Raw genomic sequence first — 19,261 nt, 5'->3', positions numbered from 1 at the left:
GTGGCGGAACGGCCGGCGTCGTCCATGTGGAGAAGTGCCCGGCGGCGGGGCTGTGGGGGACAGGTCACACGGAATCCTGCGCTTCAGCGGGCACAGAACTTCATGAAAGAATCAGGTCATGCCTGAAACTGCCGCCACAGCTGATACCCGTACGCCCTCCGGACGCCTGGCCCTCGCCGCGTCAGGGGAACAAATCGCGCTCGGCCCGCTGGACGGCCGTTACAAGTCCGCCGTAGCCCCCCTCGTTGACTACCTGTCCGAGGCAGCCCTCAACCGCGACCGCGTCGCCGTCGAGGTGGAGTGGCTGATCCACCTGACCGGGGACAACGTCCTTCCCGGCGCGGGCCCCCTGACCGGGGACCAGCAGCAGCAGCTGCGGGCCATCGTCACCGAATTCGATGCCTCCTCCGTCGCCGAGCTGGCAGAAATCGAAGCCGTCACCGTCCACGACGTGAAGGCCGTGGAGTACTACATCGGCCGCCGCCTGCCCGCCATCGGCATTGAGAACCTGACCGCCATGGTGCACTTCGGCTGCACGTCCGAGGACATCAACAACCTGTCCTACGCCCTGGGCGTGAAGGGCGCTGTGGAGGACGTGTGGCTGCCCGCCGCCCGAGCCCTCGTGGCCCAGATCAGCAAGATGGCCGAGGACAACCGCGCCGTTCCGATGCTGTCCCGCACCCACGGCCAGCCCGCCACGCCCACCACCCTGGGCAAGGAACTCGCCGTCATCGCGCACCGCCTGAACCGGCAGCTGGACCGGATTGCCAGGACCGAGTACCTCGGCAAGATCAACGGTGCCACCGGCACGTACGCGGCCCACGTGGTTTCCGTCCCGGGCGCCGACTGGCAGCAGGTGGCCAAGTCGTTCGTGGAGAAGCTGGGCCTGACCTGGAACCCGCTGACCACGCAGATTGAAAGCCACGACTGGCAGGCCGAGCTGTACGCCGACGTCGCCCGCTTCAACCGGATCCTGCACAACGTCTGCACGGACATCTGGAGCTACATCTCCATCGGCTACTTCGCCCAGATCCCCGTGGCAGGCGCCACCGGCTCCTCCACGATGCCTCACAAGGTCAACCCGATCCGCTTCGAAAACGCCGAGGCCAACCTGGAGATCTCCTCCGGCCTGCTGGACGTGCTGGGCTCCACCCTGGTCACGTCCCGCTGGCAGCGCGACCTGACGGACTCCTCCAGCCAGCGCAACATCGGCGTGGCGTTCGGGCACTCCCTGCTGGCCATCTCCAACGTGGCCAAGGGCCTGGAACGGCTCGATGTCGCGGAGAGCGTGCTCGCCGAGGACCTCGACACCAACTGGGAAGTCCTGGGCGAGGCGATCCAGATGGTAATGCGCGCGGAGGCGATCGCGGGCGTCGCAGGCATGGAAAACCCGTACGAGCGGCTTAAGGACCTCACCCGCGGCCAGCGCGTGGACGCCGCCCGGATGCAGGAGTTCGTCCAGAGCCTGGGCCTTTCCGCTGATGCCGAGGTACGGCTGCTGGCCCTGACGCCGGGCAAGTACACCGGCATCGCGGACCAGCTGGTGGACCACCTCAAATAAGTACGACGGCGGTGCCGGGCCCTGCGGCCCGGCACCGCTTTCGTTTCCGGCGGCGCCCGCAAGGCAGCGGTTCCGCTGCAGGCGGCCCATCCCGCCAACCTTTTTCGACGATGACAAGGAACGCGAAAACCATGAGGCTGCTGCTCATCCGCCACGGCGAAACTCCCGGAAACGTGCTGGGGCAGCTGGACACAGCGCACCCGGGTCCCGGCCTGACCCAACTCGGCGAGCGTCAGGCAGAGGCCCTGCCGCGGGCCCTCGTGAACGAGCCGATCAGCGCGCTCTACGCGTCCACCCTGCTCCGCACGCAGATCACCGCCAAACCGCTGAGCCGCGAGCTCGGCCTCGAGGTGGAGATCCTGGACGGCATCCACGAAATCGAGGCGGGCGCGCTCGAAAAGCTGACGGACCATGAGTCCCACCGGCGGTACATGAGCACCGTCTTCGCCTGGAGTGACGGCGACTTTGACCGCAGGATGCCTGCCGGACCGGACGGGCACGAGTTTTTCGGGCGCTACGACGCGGCCATCGCCAAGGTGGCCGCAGAAGCCGCTGGCACCGGGGCAGCCGCCGTGGTGAGCCATGGTGCCGCGATCCGCGTGTGGGCAGGCCACCGCGCGGACAACATCGATATGCAGTTCGCCGCCCGGCACATCCTGGCCAACACCGGCATTGTGGCGCTGGAAGGCGACCCCGACGGCGGCTGGAACCTGATCCACTGGGACGCCAGCCCGGTGGGCGGCCTTGCCCTGGCCGACCCCACCGCCGAGGACCCGATGGGAAAGACCACCGGCTAAGTCCGGGCCGCCCCGGGAGCCCGCCGCACTGGACTCGCGTCCGGGAGGCGGCCATCATGAGAGCAGGCGTGGGGACAGGACCGGAAACCGCGGCTTGCGGCGGCTCCCCCACGGTGGAGGCGCACTGCCATGGCGCAAGAAACGGTGCCGAGGGACGGAAACGGCGGGGGCGGCCCCTTCCTGCCCGGCGAGTCGTTCCTGACCGACTACTACGAGCACGTGTCCGGGGAAGACATCGCGGACTACAGCCTCGGCATCCTGCGCCAGCGCGCCCTGTACCACCTGTCTGTGGCGGCGGAGCGCGCACCGGGACAGGCCGCCGTCGGCGTTTTGAACGATCCGGACGCAACGGTCGTGGCCATCGTCGCGGACGACATGCCCTTCCTTGTCCACTCGGTCGCGGCTGAACTGACGCGCGGGGACGCGGCGATCCGGCTGCTGGTGCACCCCACCTTCCTGGCACGGCGGGACTCCCGGACCCACCAGCTCCTGGACCTGCGGCATGGACCTTCGAGGTCGGGGCTGGCCGCTGGGTCTTTGCCCGAACAGGAACCGGCCAGCGCGTCTGGCGAAACGGCCGGCGCCTGGACCGCCACCGAGACCTGGGTGGCCGTGGAAATCGACCGGGTCCCCGCGCATTTCGAACAGTCAGGACAGTCCGGACAGTCCCGAGAACCGGACGAATCCGGGCAATCCGGGGCTGCCGCGCTCATCGCCAATCTGCGCCGGGTACTGGAGGATGTCCGCGCGGCTGCAGAGGACTCCGCTGCCATCCAGGATGCCGTGACTACTGCGATTGCCTCCGTGGACAGTTTCCCCGCGTCGTCCGCTCCACCGCCGGACCAGGTCCGTGACCTGCTGCGGTGGCTGGACGACGGCAACTTCACGTTCCTGGGGTACGCGGAACGCAAGGAAGACGCGGAGCCGCGGACTGGCAATGCGCTGGGACTGCTGCGCCGTCCCCTTATGGACGACGGCGGACAGGCGGACGACGGCGGCCAACCGGAGGGCGGTGCGCACGTGGACGGCGGACACGAGGAAGCGTCCTGGCACGGACAGGTTTTGACGCTCACCACCTGCGCTCTCCGCTCAAGGGTTCTCCGGGCTTCCTACCTGGACGAGCTCAGGCTTCCGATGTTTGATGCCGCGGGTACGGTGACCGGCGAGCGGCACTTCGTTGGCCTCTTCACCCCTGGCGCTTCCAGCCAGTCCGTGCGGCGGATACCGGTGATCCGCGACAAACTGGCCGCGGTGCTGGAACACCTCGAATCCACGCCCCGGTCTCAGCGCAGCAAGGATGCACTGGCGGTCCTTGAGTCATTTCCACGCGATGAACTGTTCTCCATCGGCGTCGATGACCTGGCCCGGCTGGCCAGCGACATCCTTGACCTGCAGCAGCGCCGCCGGACCCGGCTCTTCCTGCGCCCGGACAGTCCGGGACGGTTTGTCCACGCCCTGGTGTTCCTGCCCCGGCGGCGCTACAACACCGCCGTCCGGCTCAGGATCGAGGATGTCCTCCGCCACGCCTTCCGGCCGCAGGACATGGAGTTCGAAGTCCGGCTGGGGGATTCCCCCATGGCCCGCGTTTTCTTCCGGCTCCTGCTGGCGCCCGGTGCGACCCCGGACGTCGCTGCCACCACCTTGGAACGGCAGGTCCTGTCTGCCACGCGCTCCTGGGCTGAAGGGCTGGACGAAGCACTCAGGGACCGCTTTCCGGGCCCTAAGGCAGCCAGGCTTTCGGGACTTTGGTCCGGCGCCTTTCCGCCCAGCTACCGCGCGGAGTACGGCCCGGACGAGGCCATCCGGGACATCGGCAAGTTCGAGGAGTTTGACCTGGAGGGAAAGGGCGGCCGGGACCCGGATGATCCGGTCCTGACCGTTTATGCCCCGGCCCGGCCTGCCGGCGCCTCCCCGGCCGCTGCCCGAAGCTCCCGGATCAGGCTCTATCTCACCCGGCCCCGCAGCCTCACAACCTTCCTACCGTTCCTGCACAATCTCGGCGTGGAGGTGCTGGACCAGCGGCCCTTCGGCCTGCGGCGCGGTGGCCGCGAGCTGCACCTGTACGACCTCGGCGTGAAGTATCCCGGCGGCGTTGACCCCGCCCGGGTGGGCGGCCGGCTGGCGGATTGCTTTTCCGCGGCGATGAGGGGAGACAGCGAGTCCGACAGCTTTGACGCACTGGTGATCCGTGAGGGGGTGCCCTGGCGGCAGGTTGTGATCCTGCGCAGTTACGCCAAGTACCTGCAGCAGCTGGGAACCACCAATTCCTACGGGTTCATCGCCGAAACACTGCTGGCCAACGTCCGCGCCACGCGTGCCCTGCTGAAGCTGTTTGCCGCCAAGTTCGATCCGCAGCTGGACGCTGACGAAAGGCTCCACGCCACAGCAGAATCCCGGCAGGAACTTTTGGCTGCCATCGACGACGTTCCCGTGCTCGACGCCGACCGGCTGCTGCGGACGTTCATGAACCTCGTGGAGGCCACCCTTCGGACCAATTACTACCAGGGCAAGCCCCACCTGAGCATCAAGCTCAACCCGGCCGCGATCCACAGTTCGCCCCTGCCGCGGCCAAAGTACGAAATATGGGTGTATTCTCCGCGCGTGGAGGGCGTTCATCTGCGTTTCGGCGCGTTGGCGCGCGGCGGTTTGCGCTGGTCGGACCGTCGCGAGGACTTCCGCACCGAGGTCCTTGGCCTGGTGAAGGCACAGGTGGTCAAGAACTCCGTCATCGTGCCCACTGGGGCGAAGGGCGGTTTCTATCCCAAGCGGCTGCCGGATCCGGCCGGTGACCGGGCGGCCTGGCTGGCCGAGGGCCAGGAGTGCTACCGGATCTTCATCCGCGGCCTGCTGGACCTGACCGACAACCTGGTCCTGCCCGCCGTCGGACAAAGCGGTGCCCGTTCAACAGAAGGCCGGGAAACAGTGGTCCCGCCCGAGCGCGTGGTCCGCCACGACGGCGACGACTACTACCTGGTGGTGGCCGCCGACAAGGGGACCGCTACGTTTTCAGACACCGCAAACCTCATCGCCGGCGAATACGGGTTCTGGCTGGGGGACGCCTTCGCCTCAGGCGGTTCGGTGGGTTACGACCACAAGCAGATGGGCATCACCGCGCGGGGTGCCTGGGAGTCGGTAAAAGAGCACTTCAGGGAGCTGGGGCTCGACACCCAAAGCGAGGACTTCACCGTGGCCGGCATCGGCGACATGAGCGGCGACGTTTTCGGGAACGGCATGCTGCTCTCCCCGCAGATCCGCCTCGTGGCAGCCTTCGACCACCGGCACATCTTCCTGGACCCCGACCCGGACCCGGCGGCCTCCTTCCTCGAGCGCTGGCGCCTCTTCGGACTGTCCCGCTCGTCCTGGGCCGACTACGACGCGGCATTCATCAGTGCGGGCGGCGGCGTTTACTCCCGTCAGGCCAAGTCGATCACGGTGACGGAGCCGGTCCGGCGCGTCCTGGGGCTGGAGCCCGGCACCGCCGAACTGGCGCCGCAGGAACTCCTCCAGGCAATTCTCCGGGCACCGGTGGACCTCCTCTACAACGGCGGGATCGGCACCTATGTGAAGGCCAGAACCGAAACAAACGCCGACGTCGGCGACAAGGCCAACGACCCCATCAGGATCAACGGATCCGAGCTGCGGGCCAGGGTGGTGGCCGAAGGCGGCAACCTCGGGGTGACCCAGCGCGGCCGCATCGAGGCCGCGCTGGCCGGAGTCCTGCTCAACACCGACGCCATCGACAACTCCGCAGGGGTGGACTGCTCCGATCACGAAGTCAACATCAAGATCTTCCTGGACCGGGTCATTGCGGCCGGCCGGATGGACCCCGCTGAACGGACCGGCTTCCTGCATTCCCTCACGGAGGAGGTGGCGCGGCTGGTCCTCAGGAACAATACGGACCAGAACGTGCTGCTGCTCAACGACCGGCACCTGGTGGCCAACTGGAGCCCCGGCTTCGAACGGGCCATGGACTGGCTGGAGACCGCCGCGGACCTCGACCGCGGCATCGAGGCGCTGCCCGGCACCGAAGAGCTTCACGAACGGCTCCGTTCCGGCCACGGTCTGACCGCCCCGGAACTGTCCGTCCTGGCCGCCTACGCCAAGATCGAGCTCGCCGCCGACCTCGTTGCCAGCGACCTCGCCGATGACCCCTGGTTCCGGGGCGTGCTCCGCAGCTACTTCCCGCACCAGCTGTCCGAGCGCTTCGACGCCGAGCTGGACAGCCACCCGCTGCGCCGCGAGATCATCTGCACCGTGGTGGCCAATGACATGATCAACCTCGGCGGCATCACCTTCGCCTTCCGCGCCATCGAGGAAACGACCGCCACCCCCGCGGCGGTGGCAAAGGGCTTCGTGGTGGCCCGTGAAGTGTACGACCTGCCATGGTTCGTGGACCGGATTGCCGCCCTTCCGCCCCAGTTTCCCACCGAGCATGCGGCCGAGGTGGCGCTGCACATGCGCCGGATACTCGACCGGGCCACCCGCTGGTACGTGACCCACGACCACCGGGACCAGCCCATCACAGCGTCCCTGGCAAGGATCATGCCAACGCTGGAGATGCTGCGGACCCGCACTGTGGACTACCTGCGCGGATCTGACCTGGACCGCGTGCAGGACCGCCTCGCCCATTGGGACCAGGTGGGGCTGCCGCACGAGCTGGGCCTGCGGGCTTCCGACATGCTGGAGAGCTTCGGGCTGCTGGACATCTCGCTCGTGTCGGAACAGATCCGGGAGCCCATCGCCACGATCGCCGACCTCTACTACACGGTGTTCCAGCGCATCGGCGCCGCGAGCCTGCTGCTGCGCATCACGGACCTGCCGCGCCAGAACCGGTGGGAAGCCCTCGCCCGGGTGGCCCTGCGCGACGACGTCTATTCCGCCGTGGCGGACATGACGGTCTCGGTCATGCAGCACACCCTGGACGCCGACCCGTCCGCCCCCGACCCGATCGGACGCATCGTGGCCTGGGAGCGCGGACACCAGGAGCAGCTGGCCCGGATCAAGGACACCTTCGCCGAGGTCACCAGGCCCGGTCAGGTGGACATCGCCTCGATCTCGGTGGCCCTGAAGCTCCTGCGGACCCTGGTCCGGCCCTAGTCACATGGCCCGTCCGTAACAGCGCGGCGCCAAGTGTTCCCATGCCGCTTACCGGCAGGAAACACCGCGGTAACGGCGCGCTTCTAGCCTTGATCTGCATCACCCCTTCGGCGAATCGAGGCTCAGATGCAGACCAACCCCCGGCTCAACATCCGGAAAGTCAGCTGGTCCAACCCGGTCGGCGCAGACTTGCGGGCCGCCCAGCAGGCCGAACTCGATGCCCGGTTCGGGTTTGCCGACCACGAGCCGGGGCCCAAACCGTCCGAGGCGGACACTGCGGTGTTCCTCGTAGCCTACGACAAGGGGTCAGGCCAGCCGGTGGGCTGCGGCGGCCTGCGGCTGCTCGATTCCGGGACTGCGGAAATCAAGCGCCTCTACGTTCTGCCTTACACCCGCGGTTCAGGCGTGGCGAGCTCCATCTTGGCTGCCCTCGAGGCCGAGGCCTTTGCCCAGGGCATTACCCGGGTCACGGCGGAGGCCGGCTCGGTGCAGACTGACGGCCGCAACTTCTACGCGAACTCCGGCTTCAGCCAGGTTCCCAACTTCGGCCCGTACATCGGCGTCGAGCACTCGTACTGCTTCGCCAAGAAGCTCAATTCCCGCAGCGCAGCGCACACGGCCATGGCCTGAGCCGCCGCGGTTTCGAACAACGACGGCGGCCGTCACACTCCGGTGGGGCAGGCCGCCGTCGGCTAATCTCGCGCTATGGAAACCAAAGACATCACGTTCCGCACCCGCAAGTGGGTGCGGCCCGAGGACCTCAACGCCAACGGCACGCTGTTCGGTGGCAGCCTGCTGAAGTGGATCGATGAGGAAGCGGCGATTTATGCCATCCTGCAGCTGGGCAACGGCCGCGCGGTCACCAAGTACATCTCCGAAATCAACTTCGTCAGCTCCGCGGTCCAGGGTGACCTGATCGAGATGGGCCTGACCGCCACGCGCTTCGGCCGCACATCCCTGACCATGCGAGCCGAGGTCCGCAACATGATCACGCGGCAGAGCATCCTCACGATCGAGGAGATCGTGTTCGTGAACCTGAGCCCCACCGGCAAGCCGGAACCGCACGGCTACACCGAAATCACGTACGACCGCGACCGCATCCCCACCCACCACCTCACCGAAACGCTTCAGCAGGACTAGCGGCCCGCCGTCGTCCGTTCACTACGCGCCGTGAGCTTTAAGGCGCGGCGTGCTTCAGCAGCCGGTCGCGCAGCGGCTGTCCCCGTTCGGTGAGGGCTACGCCCGCCATCGCGGAGGAGGCCAGCCTGAGCAGCTGGGTCCGAAGCGCGCGCTGCCGGTTGTAGGCCCTGAGCGCGTCTTCCAGGGGCCTGGCATTCAGAAGCTCCGCCAGCGTGACAGCGTCCACGATCGCCTCACAGGCGCCGCGGCCAAGGTTCGGCGTCATGCCGTGGGCGGCGTCGCCGGCCAGGACGGCGCCCGGCCGCATGAAGCTGCGGAGGCCGGGCGTGGTCCAGATCCGCTGCGCGAGCGTGGCCTCTGGCGTGGCCTGCTCCAAAACGGTCCGGACGGCCGGCGCGCTTCCGGCGAAACACTCCTGTGCCTGTTCCAGGGCCTGGGCAACATCGACGCCTGCCGGGCCCAGGCCGGAGCGGAACGAGGCGTACCAGTAGGTCCTGCCGCCCGCCGCGGGCGTGATGCCGAACAGCTGTCCGCGCCCCCAGTATTCCCCGCCGGCGTTGTCCTGGACGGGCGCCGGAAGGACGCCGCGCAATGCCAGGTACGGCGTCAGCCTGGCCTGCGACCTGGTGCCCCAGAAGGCGCGGCGGACCACGCTGTGCACGCCGTCAGTCCCCACCAGCAGGCCCGATGCCAGCGGTCCTGTGGCGGGGATATCATCCACTCTGCCCTCGACACGGTGCACGGAGGCGGGCACGGCGGCGTCGAGGATCCGGATGAGGTCCGCGCGCGAGACGCCCATGACCCCGCGCACCTCGGGTGCCACCAGGGCAGTGCCGGCGGCGTCGCGCAGGGCCATCCCGCCGAAGGTGGTCCCCGCCTCCCTGATCTGCGGCAGCACGCCGAGAACCGCCAGTGCCGCCGGCGCCTCCGGCCACATGGCCAGTGACGTCTCCACCGCCGGCACACCGGACCGCTGCTCATGGATGGCGACGTCGAAGCGCTGCGGGTCCAGGCCGGCCGCGAGCGCGAGGCCGGCGATGCCGCCGCCGATGATGGTTATGGCTTCCATGGACCGATGTTAAGCCCGACGGCGGGACGCCACCCGGGCAGCCACCGGCTCGACGGCGCGGCTAGGCCGAGGGCCAGCCGGTGTAGGCCTCGGCAAGGTACGCCTGGCCGTGCCGGGAGGACACCACGGAGTTCAGTTCGCCGAGCTGGCGGGCCCGGGCGAAGTCGCCGGCGTCGGCGGGGGTGTGCAGCATGGTGGTCATCCAGTAGGAGAACTGCTGGGCCTTCCATACCCGGTCCAGGGCCCGGTCGCTGTACGAGTCCAGCAATGCCGTGGAGCCGCTGTTGTAGTAGCTGTCGAGCCCTTCGAACAGCACCTTCACGTCATGGATGGCCAGGTTCAGGCCCTTGGCGCCCGTCGGCGGCACGGTGTGCGCGGCGTCGCCGGCCAGGAACAGCTTGCCGTGCCTCATGGGGGTGTGCACGAAGCTGCGGAAGGGCAGGACCATTTTGTCGATGACCGGGCCTTCCTTGAGTTCGAAGCCGTTGCCGTTGACCCGGCTGCGGAACTCGGCCCAGATCCTCTCGTCGTTCCAGTCGGCGACGCTTTCCTTGGGGTCGCACTGGAAGTACATGCGCTGCACGGTTTCGGTGCGCTGGCTGATGAGGGCAAAGCCGTTCTCGGAGTTGGCGTAGATCAGCTCGTCGGAGCTGCGGGGTGCCTCGGCGAGGATCCCGAACCATGCAAACGGGTACTCGTGGAAGTACCACTTGCGGTGCGCCTCGGGGATCTGGAAACGGCAGTGGCTGCGTGAGCCGTCCGCCCCGGCGATGACATCCGCCTGCAGCTCGTACTCCGTGCCGTCAGCGTCGGTGAACCAAACCTTGGGATTGTCCTCGATGCCGTGGATGGTGGTGTCGGTGACGCTGTAGCGCACGTCGCCGCCGTCGGCTTCCCTGCGGGCGGCGAGGTCCATGAAGACGTCGGTCTGCGGGTACAGCCAGACCGACTCCCCCACCAGTTCCTTGAAGTCGATGCGGTGGCTCTCGCCGTTGAACCGGAGCTCAATCCCGTCGTGCCGGTCACCTTCGCGCAGCACACGGTCGGACACGCCGCCCTCCACCAGCATGTTCACTGTGCCGTGCTCCAGGATGCCGGCGCGGACTGTCTCGGAGATTTCCTGGCGGCTGCGGACTTCGATCACGGTCGATTCGATGCCGGCCTTGGCGAGCAGGTGGGACAGCATGAGCCCCGCAGGGCCTGCGCCCAGAATGGCCACCTGGGTGGTGATGATCTGTCGTGCCATGGTGTTCCTCGCTCCGTCGCGTGTGCCCAAAGGCCGGGGCCCGGGCGGAAGGTGGTTGCTGGCTAACAGTGTGCGCCGGGAGCTGTGTTCGGCGTTACAGCTATTCCGCTGAATGGAAGCACATGCGCCGAATGACGTCAGCCGGCACCTTCGCTGAGCCGGCGCGCAATGCCCCGCGCCGCCGTCTGGAGCGCCGGCACCAGGGCCTGCATGCGCATCTCCCGCAGGGGAACGACGACGCCGATCGCCGCCACGGCGCGCTTCTGGCCGTTCAGGACGGGAACGGCAATACCCCAGGTGTCCGGATCGATCACGCCTGCCAGTTCGGCGAACCCCTGGTTCGCAGCCTCGGCCAGCAGGGCACGCACCTCCTCACGGCTCACCTTTCCGGCGGGATCGGCAAACTGGTCCAGGTACTCGACTTGGACGTGCTTGGGCTGGTGCGACATCAGTGCCAGCCCGGCCGATGACACGTGGACTGCCATCCGGCCCGCGATCTGGGCGCGGTTGGCAACTGATCCGCGGCGCGAGAGCCGTTCCACGAAGAGGGCCTCCCAGCCCTCGAGCACCGCCAGGTTTACGTTCTGGTTGAGGACGTGCTGGATGTCCTCCATGAACGGCATCGCCGCTTGCCGGAGTGCCAGCGTCGGTGAATTGCGGTTCACCAGCTCCCACAGCCGCAGCCCCAGCCGAACGGACCCGCCCGGACTCGTTTCCAGGAGCCCGTGCGCAGCAAGCTGCCGCACCAGCCGGTGGGCGGTGGTGAGGGGAAGATCCGCGCGCTCCGCCAGCTCGGACAGCTGCAGGACCGTGGCGCCGGCAGGGAACGCAGCGATGACACGCACCACGCGGTCCACCACCGAATCCCCGGAAACCGAATTGGCCACCGCACTCCCGCTTCCATTGAATGGTTTGAGTTGTCCCAGATTACACCCCCTGGTGATACAACTCTCATGTCGAAATGCGAGACCGGCAGCTGCAGCCCCGCCGTCGACTCCATAAAAAGCTCTACCCGGACAATGAGGTTCCCATGTCAACGCTCTCTGTTGCCCGCCGCTCCCAATGGCCCGTCTGGCTTTGCTGGCTGGCCATGGTGCTGGACGGATTCGACCTGGTGGTGCTGGGCACCGTCATTCCCACTCTGATCAAGACCCAGGACCTCGGCTTCGACGCCGTGGGAGCCACCTATGCCGCCACCATCTCCCTGGTCGGCGTGGGCATCGGAGCGCTCTTCATCGCACCGCTCTCGGACCGCTTCGGACGCCGCCGGCTGCTGGTTGCGTGCGTCGCCTGGTTCTCCCTGTTCACCCTCGCAGTGGTCTTCGCCCCCAACGTCGCCATGTTCGGTATCTTCCGGCTGCTCGCAGGCGTGGGGCTCGGCGCCTGCCTGCCCGCGGCCCTCGCTTATATGAACGACTACGCCCCGGCCGGAACGGCAGGAAAGTCCACCACCCGGACCATGACCGGCTATCACGTGGGTGCCGTGGCCACCGCGTTCCTGGCCATCCTGGTGGTGCCGGACTGGCGCATCATGTTCGTGGTGGGAGGGGTTGCCGGGTTCGTGCTGGTGCCGTTCCTGTGGTTCAGGCTGCCTGAGACCCTGCCCCTGGTCGAAGCCGGCACGGAGGTCAAGGGCGAAATCATTGCCGCCGGTGAAACCGCAGAAGCCCGGCGGGGCGGGCCGGCCCGGCCGCACCGTCACATCGCCGTTCCGGCGGCAGAGCCCGAGGCCGCGCCGGCGTCACTGCTGGCAGCCGACCAGACCGACGACGGTGCCAGCTTCCGCGACCTCACCCGCAAGCCGTATCCGCTGGTTGCCCTGGGAATTGCGGTGGCATCCTTCATGGGGCTCCTGCTGGTGTACGGCCTGAACACCTGGCTGCCGCAGCTCATGTCCTCCGCCGGGTACACCGTGAGCACCGGCCTGGTGCTGTTGCTGGTGCTCAACGTGGGCGCGGTTGTGGGCCTGATCGTGGCCGGCATCCTGGCCGACAAGCACGGCACCAAGAAAATCGTGCTCCTCTGGTTCGGCCTGTCCGCCCTCTTCCTCGCCGTCCTCAGCATCAAGATGCAGAGCGAATTCCTGCTCAACGCTGCCGTGTTCGTGACCGGCGTCTTCGTCTTCAGCTCGCAGGTCCTCGTCTACGCCTGGGTCAGCCAGCTCTTCCCGGCACGGCTCCGCGGCACGGCCCTGGGTTTCGCGGCGGGAGTCGGGCGTCTTGGCGCGATCATGGGACCGGCCGTCGCGGGAACGCTGGTCGCCGCCGGCGTCGCCTACCCGTGGGGCTTCTACGTCTTCGCCGGTGCCGCGCTGCTGGGTGTGCTCGCTTTGGTGACCGTCCCCCACGCCATCGCGCCGGCGCCCGGCCAGGCGTCCGGCGTCGGGCGTTCCTAAACCCGGCAACCGGCCCCCGCGGGCGCGGCGGGTGGCCGAATAGCGTTTTACCGCCCCGCTACCCCCGCCGGCGCCCGCCGCGCCAGCCGGGTCCACACGGCGGGCGCCAGCACCACGGCGATTCCGACTGCAGCGCCGATGACCGTCTCCACGATGCGGTCCCGGAGCAGGATGCCGGGCGCTGCAGGTGAGACGAGCAGTGTGGAGCTCAGGGCCAGTGGCGTCACGAAGATCTGCGCCAGCACGTAGTTCCGGGCGATGAAGAGCTCGGCACCGAACTGGCAGATGGCGATCACCAGGACGGTCTGCCAGGGCACGGGCTGCAGCAACAGGATGCCCGCCAGCAGGATCAGCCCCAGCACCGTGCCGATGATCCTCTGGACACCGCGGGCGATGCGGTGCCGCGTGGTGCGTCCCACCAGCGGAACCACCGCCGCCACCATGGCCCAGTAGTTGTGCCCGAAGCCGAGCCGATGACCAACGAGGGTGGCCAGGGTGCCGGCGAGTCCGGCGGCCACGAGGTAGCCGAGCGCCTCAAGACTGGCTGCCCGCTTCTCCTCGGCGGTCAGCCGGACGGGCGGCGGCATCTCCCACGGGGTCCGGTGGCTGCGCAATACGCGGGATGACAGCCCCACCGCCAGGCAGAAGATCGTGGTCAGGACGGACACCAGCATGCACTGCCAGAGCGGTGGCTGGCTGGGAATGGACGCGATCGCGGCAAACGCGAAGATGTGGAACAGCGAGCCGGCGGGCCGGTGCCGCCACCGGGCGATCACCAGCGAGCAGCCGCCGGCCACGAGCGTGGTGGCCAGCACCTGCAGCCAGGTGCTGGCCACCGGGGAGACACCGCCGGCGTGCACGGCGCGGGCGGTCAGGGTGGCCAGGAGAATCACCAGCAGCATGAGCGCGCCGGCCCGGACCTGGATGAAGAAACGCTTGCGGTGCAGCTCGCCGCGGCCGTAGATCCCGGTGAAGGCGCCGAAGGACGCAAAAATCGCCAGGTCCAGGCGGCCCAGCAGCACGAGGGTGATCAGCGGCACGAAGACGCCCACGGCACACCGCGTGGCAACATGATGGTCCTTGTTTGCCGGGGCAAGGGTGAACATCTCGGCCAGCAGCTTCAAGGGGGAATCGCGCCTTTCGTTGCAGTTTGGAACTGACGACGGCGGCCCTGGCGTCCGCTTACCAGTTTAAGGGGGCGCGGCTTTAGGGCGGGACGGCCCTACCTGGTGGCGTTGGTGCGTGCGTCCACGGTGACCACTTCGAAGGTCGTGGCGTCCGGCACTCCAAATTTGGCGTTGACGGCGGCGAGGGTGTCATCGAACAGTGCGGCCGTCGTCGGGATGTTGAAGTTCGGGCTGGTGATGACCTCACGCAGCTTTGCCGTCGACTCGTGGAAATTCACGCGCAGCCGGCTGATCTGGTTGGAGAAGTTCTGCACGGCCCAGACGGTGTCTCCCTTGACGAGGACGCCGTCGGCGTTGGCCACCTTCACACCGGTGATCTCGGTGCTGTTGCCGGTGCGCGGGCTGACCGTGTACAGCGTCTGGTTGCCGGAGTGGGCCACAACCAGGCGGCGCGCGTCGCGCGAGTAGGCGATGCCGTTGAGGTTGAACTGCTTGCTGGTATCTGCCGCAGGGCCCTTAAGGGGCAGCGTGCGGACGCTGCCGAGGTCGCCGTCGTCGTCCACCGGGATGAAGTACAGCTCACCTTGGCGCGAATTGGTGAACCAGGCGCCGCGGTCCGTGAGCGCCACGTCGTTGATGAAGGCTTCATTCTTGGTCAGCTGGTAGGTCCTCACCGTTTTTCCCGTGTCCGTGTCATATACGTAGGCTTGGCCGGTCGGGCCGCCGGCCACGAACAGCAGGTCGTTGTGCCGGTCCGCCTTCATGCCCACGGCCATCCTGCCCTCGGGCGCATCGATGAACCTGGTCGCCTTGTCCCTGCGGATGTCGCCGCGGTAGATGTCCCCGGTGATGAGGTCACCGGCAAAGAACCTGGTGCTGCCGGCGGCCGCGATGCCTTCGGCGCCCTTGGCGCCGTCGAGCAGGATGACCGGGGCAACATCGTCTGAATCCGTGTCCCCGGCGGAAGCGACCGGCGCGGGGACCAGAAGCGCGGCGAGGGCGAGGAATCCCGCGGCGGCACGGCGGCGTGTATGGCCTGGACTGATGCTGATGGACATGGCGGTGCTCTCCACGAGTCGACTTTTTTTCGTGCGAGCAGGCCGTTGTACGGGAGCTCCGCACGCTGGTCCCTTCAGTCTAGGTACCGGGCCGGAGGCTGGCCAGAGGCCCGGAAAGGAGCCGAGTTTTTGTACAGATATTGGCCGAAAAAGCCCCATCAGAGGCCATTATCTGTACAAAAACTCCAGTCGGACGGATGTTTCGCGGGATCGGAACGCCTGGGCAATCCTCCTGTAACAGGCGCCGGGCAGGCTGGCAGCATGAAGCCCTCCGAACTCAGCTGTGAAGTCTGCGGGCAGATGCCCGAGCCGACCAAGACCCGCCTCACCCTGGCCAATGTCGCCGTCATGCTCCCGATCGAACTGCTGGTGCACGCGCTGGTAGTCCAGACGCACCTGCCCTACGTGGCCAAAGTGCTGGTCCTGACGCTGACGGCCACCGTCCTGGTGATCTGGGTGGCCGAACCGTCCGCCGCACGGATCCTGCGGCGGTGGCTCCACGCCCCTGCACTCCGCCACCGGCGGAGGCTTGGCACGGCCCCTGCACTGTGGCGGGCCAGGACCGTTCTCCGCGACGAGCCCGGCTCCCTCAAGCGGATCACCAGGTCGTTGGCGCTGCTGGACACCAACATCCTGGGCATCCACGTCCACCCAATCCGGGGCGGGGTCATGGACGAATTCGTGCTGTCCGCCCCGGGCGGGGTCAGCGAGCGCCAGCTGCTGGAGGCGCTGGCGGACGGCGGCGGACGGAGCACCCAGGTCTGGCCCACCACCGCCCTGGCCATGGCCGACGGCCAGACCAAGGCCCTGAGCCTGGCCGCCCGGATCGCCGCCGCTCCGGGGGAACTTCCGCTGGCGGTGGCGGAACTGCTGTCCGCCAGGATCCTCGACCCCGGCAGCGAGTCAGCCCGTCACGTCCAGGCCAGCGGCGCCGAAACGAACGACGCCGGCACCATCCTGAAGATTCCCACCGCCTGGCACGGGCCCATCACCTTCTTCCGTCCCGGCGAGCCGTTTACACCCGCCGAATCGGCCCGCGCCCACCGGCTCGCCGAGCTCGCCGAAATCCTGGCGCACAGGGAGCCCCTGCGGGCAGGTCAGAAGCCAGAGGGGTTGCGGGGCGTGTAGCTCTCCTCGAGGCGCCGGACCTCCGTCTCGGTCAGGTCAAGCTCGACGGCGGCAGCGGCGTCGTCGATATGGCGCTCCTTGGTCGCCCCGATGATCGGTGCGGTGACGGCGGACTTGCCCGCACTCCAGGCAAGAGCGATCTGTGCCATCGGCACGCCGCGTTCGTCCGCGACGGCGGCGACGGCGTCGACGATGGCCTTGTTCGCGTGCTCGTCCTGCTTGTACAGTCCCTTGCCGAACTCGTCGGTGTCCTGCCGGGTCCCGGATCCGGCAGCACCCCACGGCCGGGTCAGGTTTCCGCGCGCCAGCGGGCTCCAGGGGATGACGCCCACCCCGGTCGCCTGGCAGAACGGGTGCATTTCGCGCTCTTCCTCCCGCTCGAGGAGGTTGTACTGGTCCTGCATCGACACGAACCTGGTCCAGCCGTGCAGCTCCGCGGCATGCTGCATCTGCGCGAACTGCCACGCCCACATGCTTGACGCCCCGATGTACCGCGCCTTGCCCGCCTTCACGACGTCGTGCAGGGCCTCCATCGTCTCTTCGATCGGGGTCACCGGGTCGTAGCGGTGGATCTGGTAGAGGTCGACGTAGTCGGTGCCGAGTCTGGTGAGGGACGCATCGATCTCCTGCATGATCGCTGCCCGGCTCAGCCCGGCCCCGTTGCGCGCCTGGCGCATCCGGCCGTGGACCTTGGTGGCGATCTGGACCTCTTCACGGGGGGCCAGTTCCTTGAGCAGGATGCCGGTGATCTCCTCGCTCGAGCCGGCTGAGTACACATTTGCGGTGTCGAACGTGGTGATCCCGGCTTCATAGGCGCGCCGTACAAAGGGCCTGGCTTCATCGAGTCCCACGCTCCACGAGTGCGACCCCTTACCCGGATCGCCGTAGCTCATCATGCCCAGGACAACGGCACTGATTTCCAGGCCGGAGTTTCCAAGTCGGACCGTCTTCATTCGTACTTCCTTTCGATGTCTTGCCGTCCGGCGGCAGTCACAATTGGTTTTTTGGAGGGCCGCGGCCGTCTTTTCCGAAATCCCTTGACAGTGTCCCACGCCACTCCTTACCTTGAATTTGGGATCCCAAAGCGGGATCCCAAAGGCAGAAGTCACTTGCCGGGGCCCCAAAGAAGCGCCAGCCCGGAACCACCTGCCGACCGCGGCCGCACCGCCCCCTAATAACTCATCCCCCTTTCCCGTCCGCACCCTTCCCGCAAAGGAGAAGCTGTGTCTCTCCCAGATACTGAAGCAGTGACATCCCAGGCCCAATCCACCGATACCCGCGGCAGCAAGCCCGGAAAGGACGGAGTGCAACGGCGCACCAACGTCCGCTGGAAACTCTTCCTGCTGCTGCTCGTCCTTGTCGCCGTCAATTACATCGACCGCGGCTCCATTTCGGTGGCACTGCCCATCATCCAAAAGGAGTTCAACCTCGCCCCGGAGCTCGTGGGCCTCCTGCTTTCCGCCTTCTTCTGGACCTACGCCCTGATGCAGATTCCGGTCGGCTGGCTGATCGACAAATTTGGTCCGCGCAAGGTCATGACCGCCTCCTGCGTCGGCTGGGGTGCCGCCACCGCGGCCTCCGGCCTGGCCGGCGGATTCCTCAGCATGTTCATCGCCCGGCTGGGCATCGGCGTCACCGAGGCAGGCGTCATGCCGGCCGGCGGCAAGCTGAACGCCATCTGGATGCACAAGTCCGAGCGCGGCCGCGGTGCCACCATCCTTGACGCCGGCGCTCCCCTCGGTGCGGGGCTGGGCGGCATCATCATCGCCGGGCTCATCGCCTCCACCGGCAGCTGGCGCACCGCCTTCATCATCGCCGGCGCGGCCACCGTGCTCATGGGCCTGGCCGTCTGGTGGTACGTCCGCGACAACCCCCGCCAGCACCGCGGCGTCAATGATGCCGAGGCCGAGTACATCGAAGCGTCCCACGCCGAGGAGGACGCCGAGGCCGAGCTGGACGGCAGCAAGGGCAAGCGCGCCCTCCTCCCCTACCTGAAGTTCCGTTCCTTCTGGGCCATGTGCTTTGGCTGGCTGGGCTTCAACGGCGTGTTCTACGGCCTGCTCACCTGGGGACCGCTGTACCTCGCCCAGGCCAAGGGCTTCGACCTGAAGACCATCGGCTGGTCCACGTTCGTGATCTTCGGCGCCGGCTTCGTCGGCGAGATCCTCGGCGGCACCATCGCCGACAAGTGGCGCGCCGCCGGTGCCTCCGCCAACCGCGTCATGCGGACGCTGCTGGGCATTTCCAGCGTCGTGGTGGTGGGCGGCCTCATCGGCGTGACCGTTGTCGCCGACCCGACCACCGCCGTCGTACTTCTTTCCGTGGTGATGTTCTTCCTCCGCTGGGTGGGGCTCTTCTGGAGCATCCCGTCCATCCTGGGCGGCCGGACGAACGCCGGTGTCCTCGGCGGCGCCATGAACTTCAGCGGCAACATCTCCGGCTTCGTCACCCCGATCGCCGTCGGCCTGATCGTCGGCGCCACGGGCTCCTACACCTGGGCATTGCTCTACTTCGTGGGATCCGCGATCATCATGGGGGCCTCGGTGCTCACCCTGAACTACAACAAGCGGCTGCCTGTCTAAGCTGGGCAGCAAGCCCCAACCCCGCCGGCCGGGAACGCAAGCCCCACCAAGAATCCGAATG

General features: G+C 67.6%; 14 protein-coding genes. 8 read left to right on the top strand and 6 right to left on the bottom strand.

What is annotated here, in order from left to right:
* Positions 1 to 118 precede the first annotated feature (118 nt).
* From purB to BWQ92_RS10980, 5 genes are all read left to right on the top strand, one after another.
* A complete protein-coding gene (gene purB / locus BWQ92_RS11000) occupies positions 119 to 1,561 on the top strand; it encodes an adenylosuccinate lyase (RefSeq protein ID WP_076799548.1) in 1,443 nt (480 codons plus the stop codon).
* Between the two features lie 131 nt (positions 1,562 to 1,692).
* Positions 1,693 to 2,358, top strand: coding sequence for a histidine phosphatase family protein (locus BWQ92_RS10995; RefSeq protein WP_076799547.1), 666 nt, complete (start codon positions 1,693 to 1,695; stop codon positions 2,356 to 2,358).
* Between the two features lie 129 nt (positions 2,359 to 2,487).
* Complete coding sequence (locus BWQ92_RS10990) at positions 2,488 to 7,455, top strand: NAD-glutamate dehydrogenase (RefSeq protein ID WP_076799546.1); 4,968 nt, start codon at positions 2,488 to 2,490, stop codon at positions 7,453 to 7,455.
* Positions 7,456 to 7,581: 126 nt separating this feature from the next.
* Positions 7,582 to 8,085: a GNAT family N-acetyltransferase gene (locus tag BWQ92_RS10985; protein WP_076799545.1), complete on the top strand. Its 504-nt coding sequence runs from the start codon at positions 7,582 to 7,584 to the stop codon at positions 8,083 to 8,085.
* A 75-nt stretch (positions 8,086 to 8,160) separates the two neighbouring features.
* Positions 8,161 to 8,595: an acyl-CoA thioesterase gene (locus BWQ92_RS10980; RefSeq protein WP_076799544.1), complete on the top strand. Its 435-nt coding sequence runs from the start codon at positions 8,161 to 8,163 to the stop codon at positions 8,593 to 8,595.
* Positions 8,596 to 8,632: 37 nt separating this feature from the next.
* On the opposite strand, the gene BWQ92_RS10975 is transcribed toward BWQ92_RS10980, so the two are convergent.
* The 3 genes from BWQ92_RS10975 to BWQ92_RS10965 all read right to left on the bottom strand — a co-directional run bounded on the left by BWQ92_RS10975 (position 8,633) and on the right by BWQ92_RS10965 (position 11,797).
* Complete coding sequence (locus BWQ92_RS10975; RefSeq protein WP_076799543.1) at positions 8,633 to 9,664, bottom strand: FAD-dependent monooxygenase; 1,032 nt, start codon at positions 9,662 to 9,664, stop codon at positions 8,633 to 8,635.
* A 61-nt stretch (positions 9,665 to 9,725) separates the two neighbouring features.
* On the bottom strand, positions 9,726 to 10,910 hold the full coding sequence (locus tag BWQ92_RS10970; protein ID WP_076799542.1) for a 4-hydroxybenzoate 3-monooxygenase: 1,185 nt from the start codon (positions 10,908 to 10,910) through the stop codon (positions 9,726 to 9,728).
* A gap of 137 nt (positions 10,911 to 11,047) precedes the next feature.
* Positions 11,048 to 11,797, bottom strand: a complete 750-nt coding sequence (locus BWQ92_RS10965) for an IclR family transcriptional regulator (protein ID WP_076799541.1) — start codon at positions 11,795 to 11,797, stop codon at positions 11,048 to 11,050.
* 143 nt (positions 11,798 to 11,940) lie between these two features.
* On the opposite strand from BWQ92_RS10965, the gene BWQ92_RS10960 reads away from it, so the two are divergent.
* Positions 11,941 to 13,305: an MFS transporter gene (locus tag BWQ92_RS10960; protein WP_076799540.1), complete on the top strand. Its 1,365-nt coding sequence runs from the start codon at positions 11,941 to 11,943 to the stop codon at positions 13,303 to 13,305.
* A gap of 47 nt (positions 13,306 to 13,352) precedes the next feature.
* On the opposite strand, the gene BWQ92_RS10955 is transcribed toward BWQ92_RS10960, so the two are convergent.
* Together BWQ92_RS10955 and BWQ92_RS10950 are read right to left on the bottom strand one after the other, a co-directional pair.
* Complete coding sequence (locus BWQ92_RS10955) at positions 13,353 to 14,429, bottom strand: FUSC family protein (RefSeq protein ID WP_076799539.1); 1,077 nt, start codon at positions 14,427 to 14,429, stop codon at positions 13,353 to 13,355.
* Between the two features lie 98 nt (positions 14,430 to 14,527).
* On the bottom strand, positions 14,528 to 15,505 hold the full coding sequence (locus BWQ92_RS10950) for an SMP-30/gluconolactonase/LRE family protein (protein ID WP_083706280.1): 978 nt from the start codon (positions 15,503 to 15,505) through the stop codon (positions 14,528 to 14,530).
* A 246-nt stretch (positions 15,506 to 15,751) separates the two neighbouring features.
* Between BWQ92_RS10950 and BWQ92_RS10945 the strand changes: the two genes are divergently transcribed.
* Positions 15,752 to 16,618, top strand: coding sequence for an amino acid-binding protein (locus BWQ92_RS10945; protein ID WP_076799537.1), 867 nt, complete (start codon positions 15,752 to 15,754; stop codon positions 16,616 to 16,618).
* Here the strand turns inward: BWQ92_RS10945 and BWQ92_RS10940 are convergent.
* Entirely contained in the window at positions 16,588 to 17,571 is a 984-nt protein-coding gene (locus tag BWQ92_RS10940) for an aldo/keto reductase (RefSeq protein ID WP_076799536.1), read from the bottom strand. The two genes, BWQ92_RS10945 and BWQ92_RS10940, sit on opposite strands and share 31 nt — an antisense overlap.
* Positions 17,572 to 17,841: 270 nt before the next feature.
* Between BWQ92_RS10940 and BWQ92_RS10935 the strand changes: the two genes are divergently transcribed.
* Positions 17,842 to 19,200 carry an MFS transporter gene (locus BWQ92_RS10935; protein ID WP_076799535.1) on the top strand — a complete coding sequence of 453 codons (1,359 nt, stop codon included), beginning with the start codon at positions 17,842 to 17,844 and terminating at the stop codon, positions 19,198 to 19,200.
* The last annotated feature ends 61 nt before the right edge of the window (positions 19,201 to 19,261 follow it).

The sequence above is a fragment of the Arthrobacter sp. QXT-31 genome, assembly GCF_001969265.1.
Taxonomy (GTDB): domain Bacteria; phylum Actinomycetota; class Actinomycetes; order Actinomycetales; family Micrococcaceae; genus Arthrobacter.
The sequence above is the reverse complement of the archived record's forward strand: the minus strand, read 5'-3'. Positions and strand labels throughout refer to the sequence as shown.

Coding starts and splice junctions, on each gene's coding strand:
- purB (WP_076799548.1), top strand. CDS start 119: ATGCCTGAAACTGCCGCCACAGCTGATACCCGTACGCCCTCCGGACGC.
- BWQ92_RS10995 (WP_076799547.1), top strand. CDS start 1,693: ATGAGGCTGCTGCTCATCCGCCACGGCGAAACTCCCGGAAACGTGCTG.
- BWQ92_RS10990 (WP_076799546.1), top strand. CDS start 2,488: ATGGCGCAAGAAACGGTGCCGAGGGACGGAAACGGCGGGGGCGGCCCC.
- BWQ92_RS10985 (WP_076799545.1), top strand. CDS start 7,582: ATGCAGACCAACCCCCGGCTCAACATCCGGAAAGTCAGCTGGTCCAAC.
- BWQ92_RS10980 (WP_076799544.1), top strand. CDS start 8,161: ATGGAAACCAAAGACATCACGTTCCGCACCCGCAAGTGGGTGCGGCCC.
- BWQ92_RS10975 (WP_076799543.1), bottom strand. CDS start 9,664: ATGGAAGCCATAACCATCATCGGCGGCGGCATCGCCGGCCTCGCGCTC.
- BWQ92_RS10970 (WP_076799542.1), bottom strand. CDS start 10,910: ATGGCACGACAGATCATCACCACCCAGGTGGCCATTCTGGGCGCAGGC.
- BWQ92_RS10960 (WP_076799540.1), top strand. CDS start 11,941: ATGTCAACGCTCTCTGTTGCCCGCCGCTCCCAATGGCCCGTCTGGCTT.
- BWQ92_RS10945 (WP_076799537.1), top strand. CDS start 15,752: ATGAAGCCCTCCGAACTCAGCTGTGAAGTCTGCGGGCAGATGCCCGAG.
- BWQ92_RS10940 (WP_076799536.1), bottom strand. CDS start 17,571: ATGAAGACGGTCCGACTTGGAAACTCCGGCCTGGAAATCAGTGCCGTT.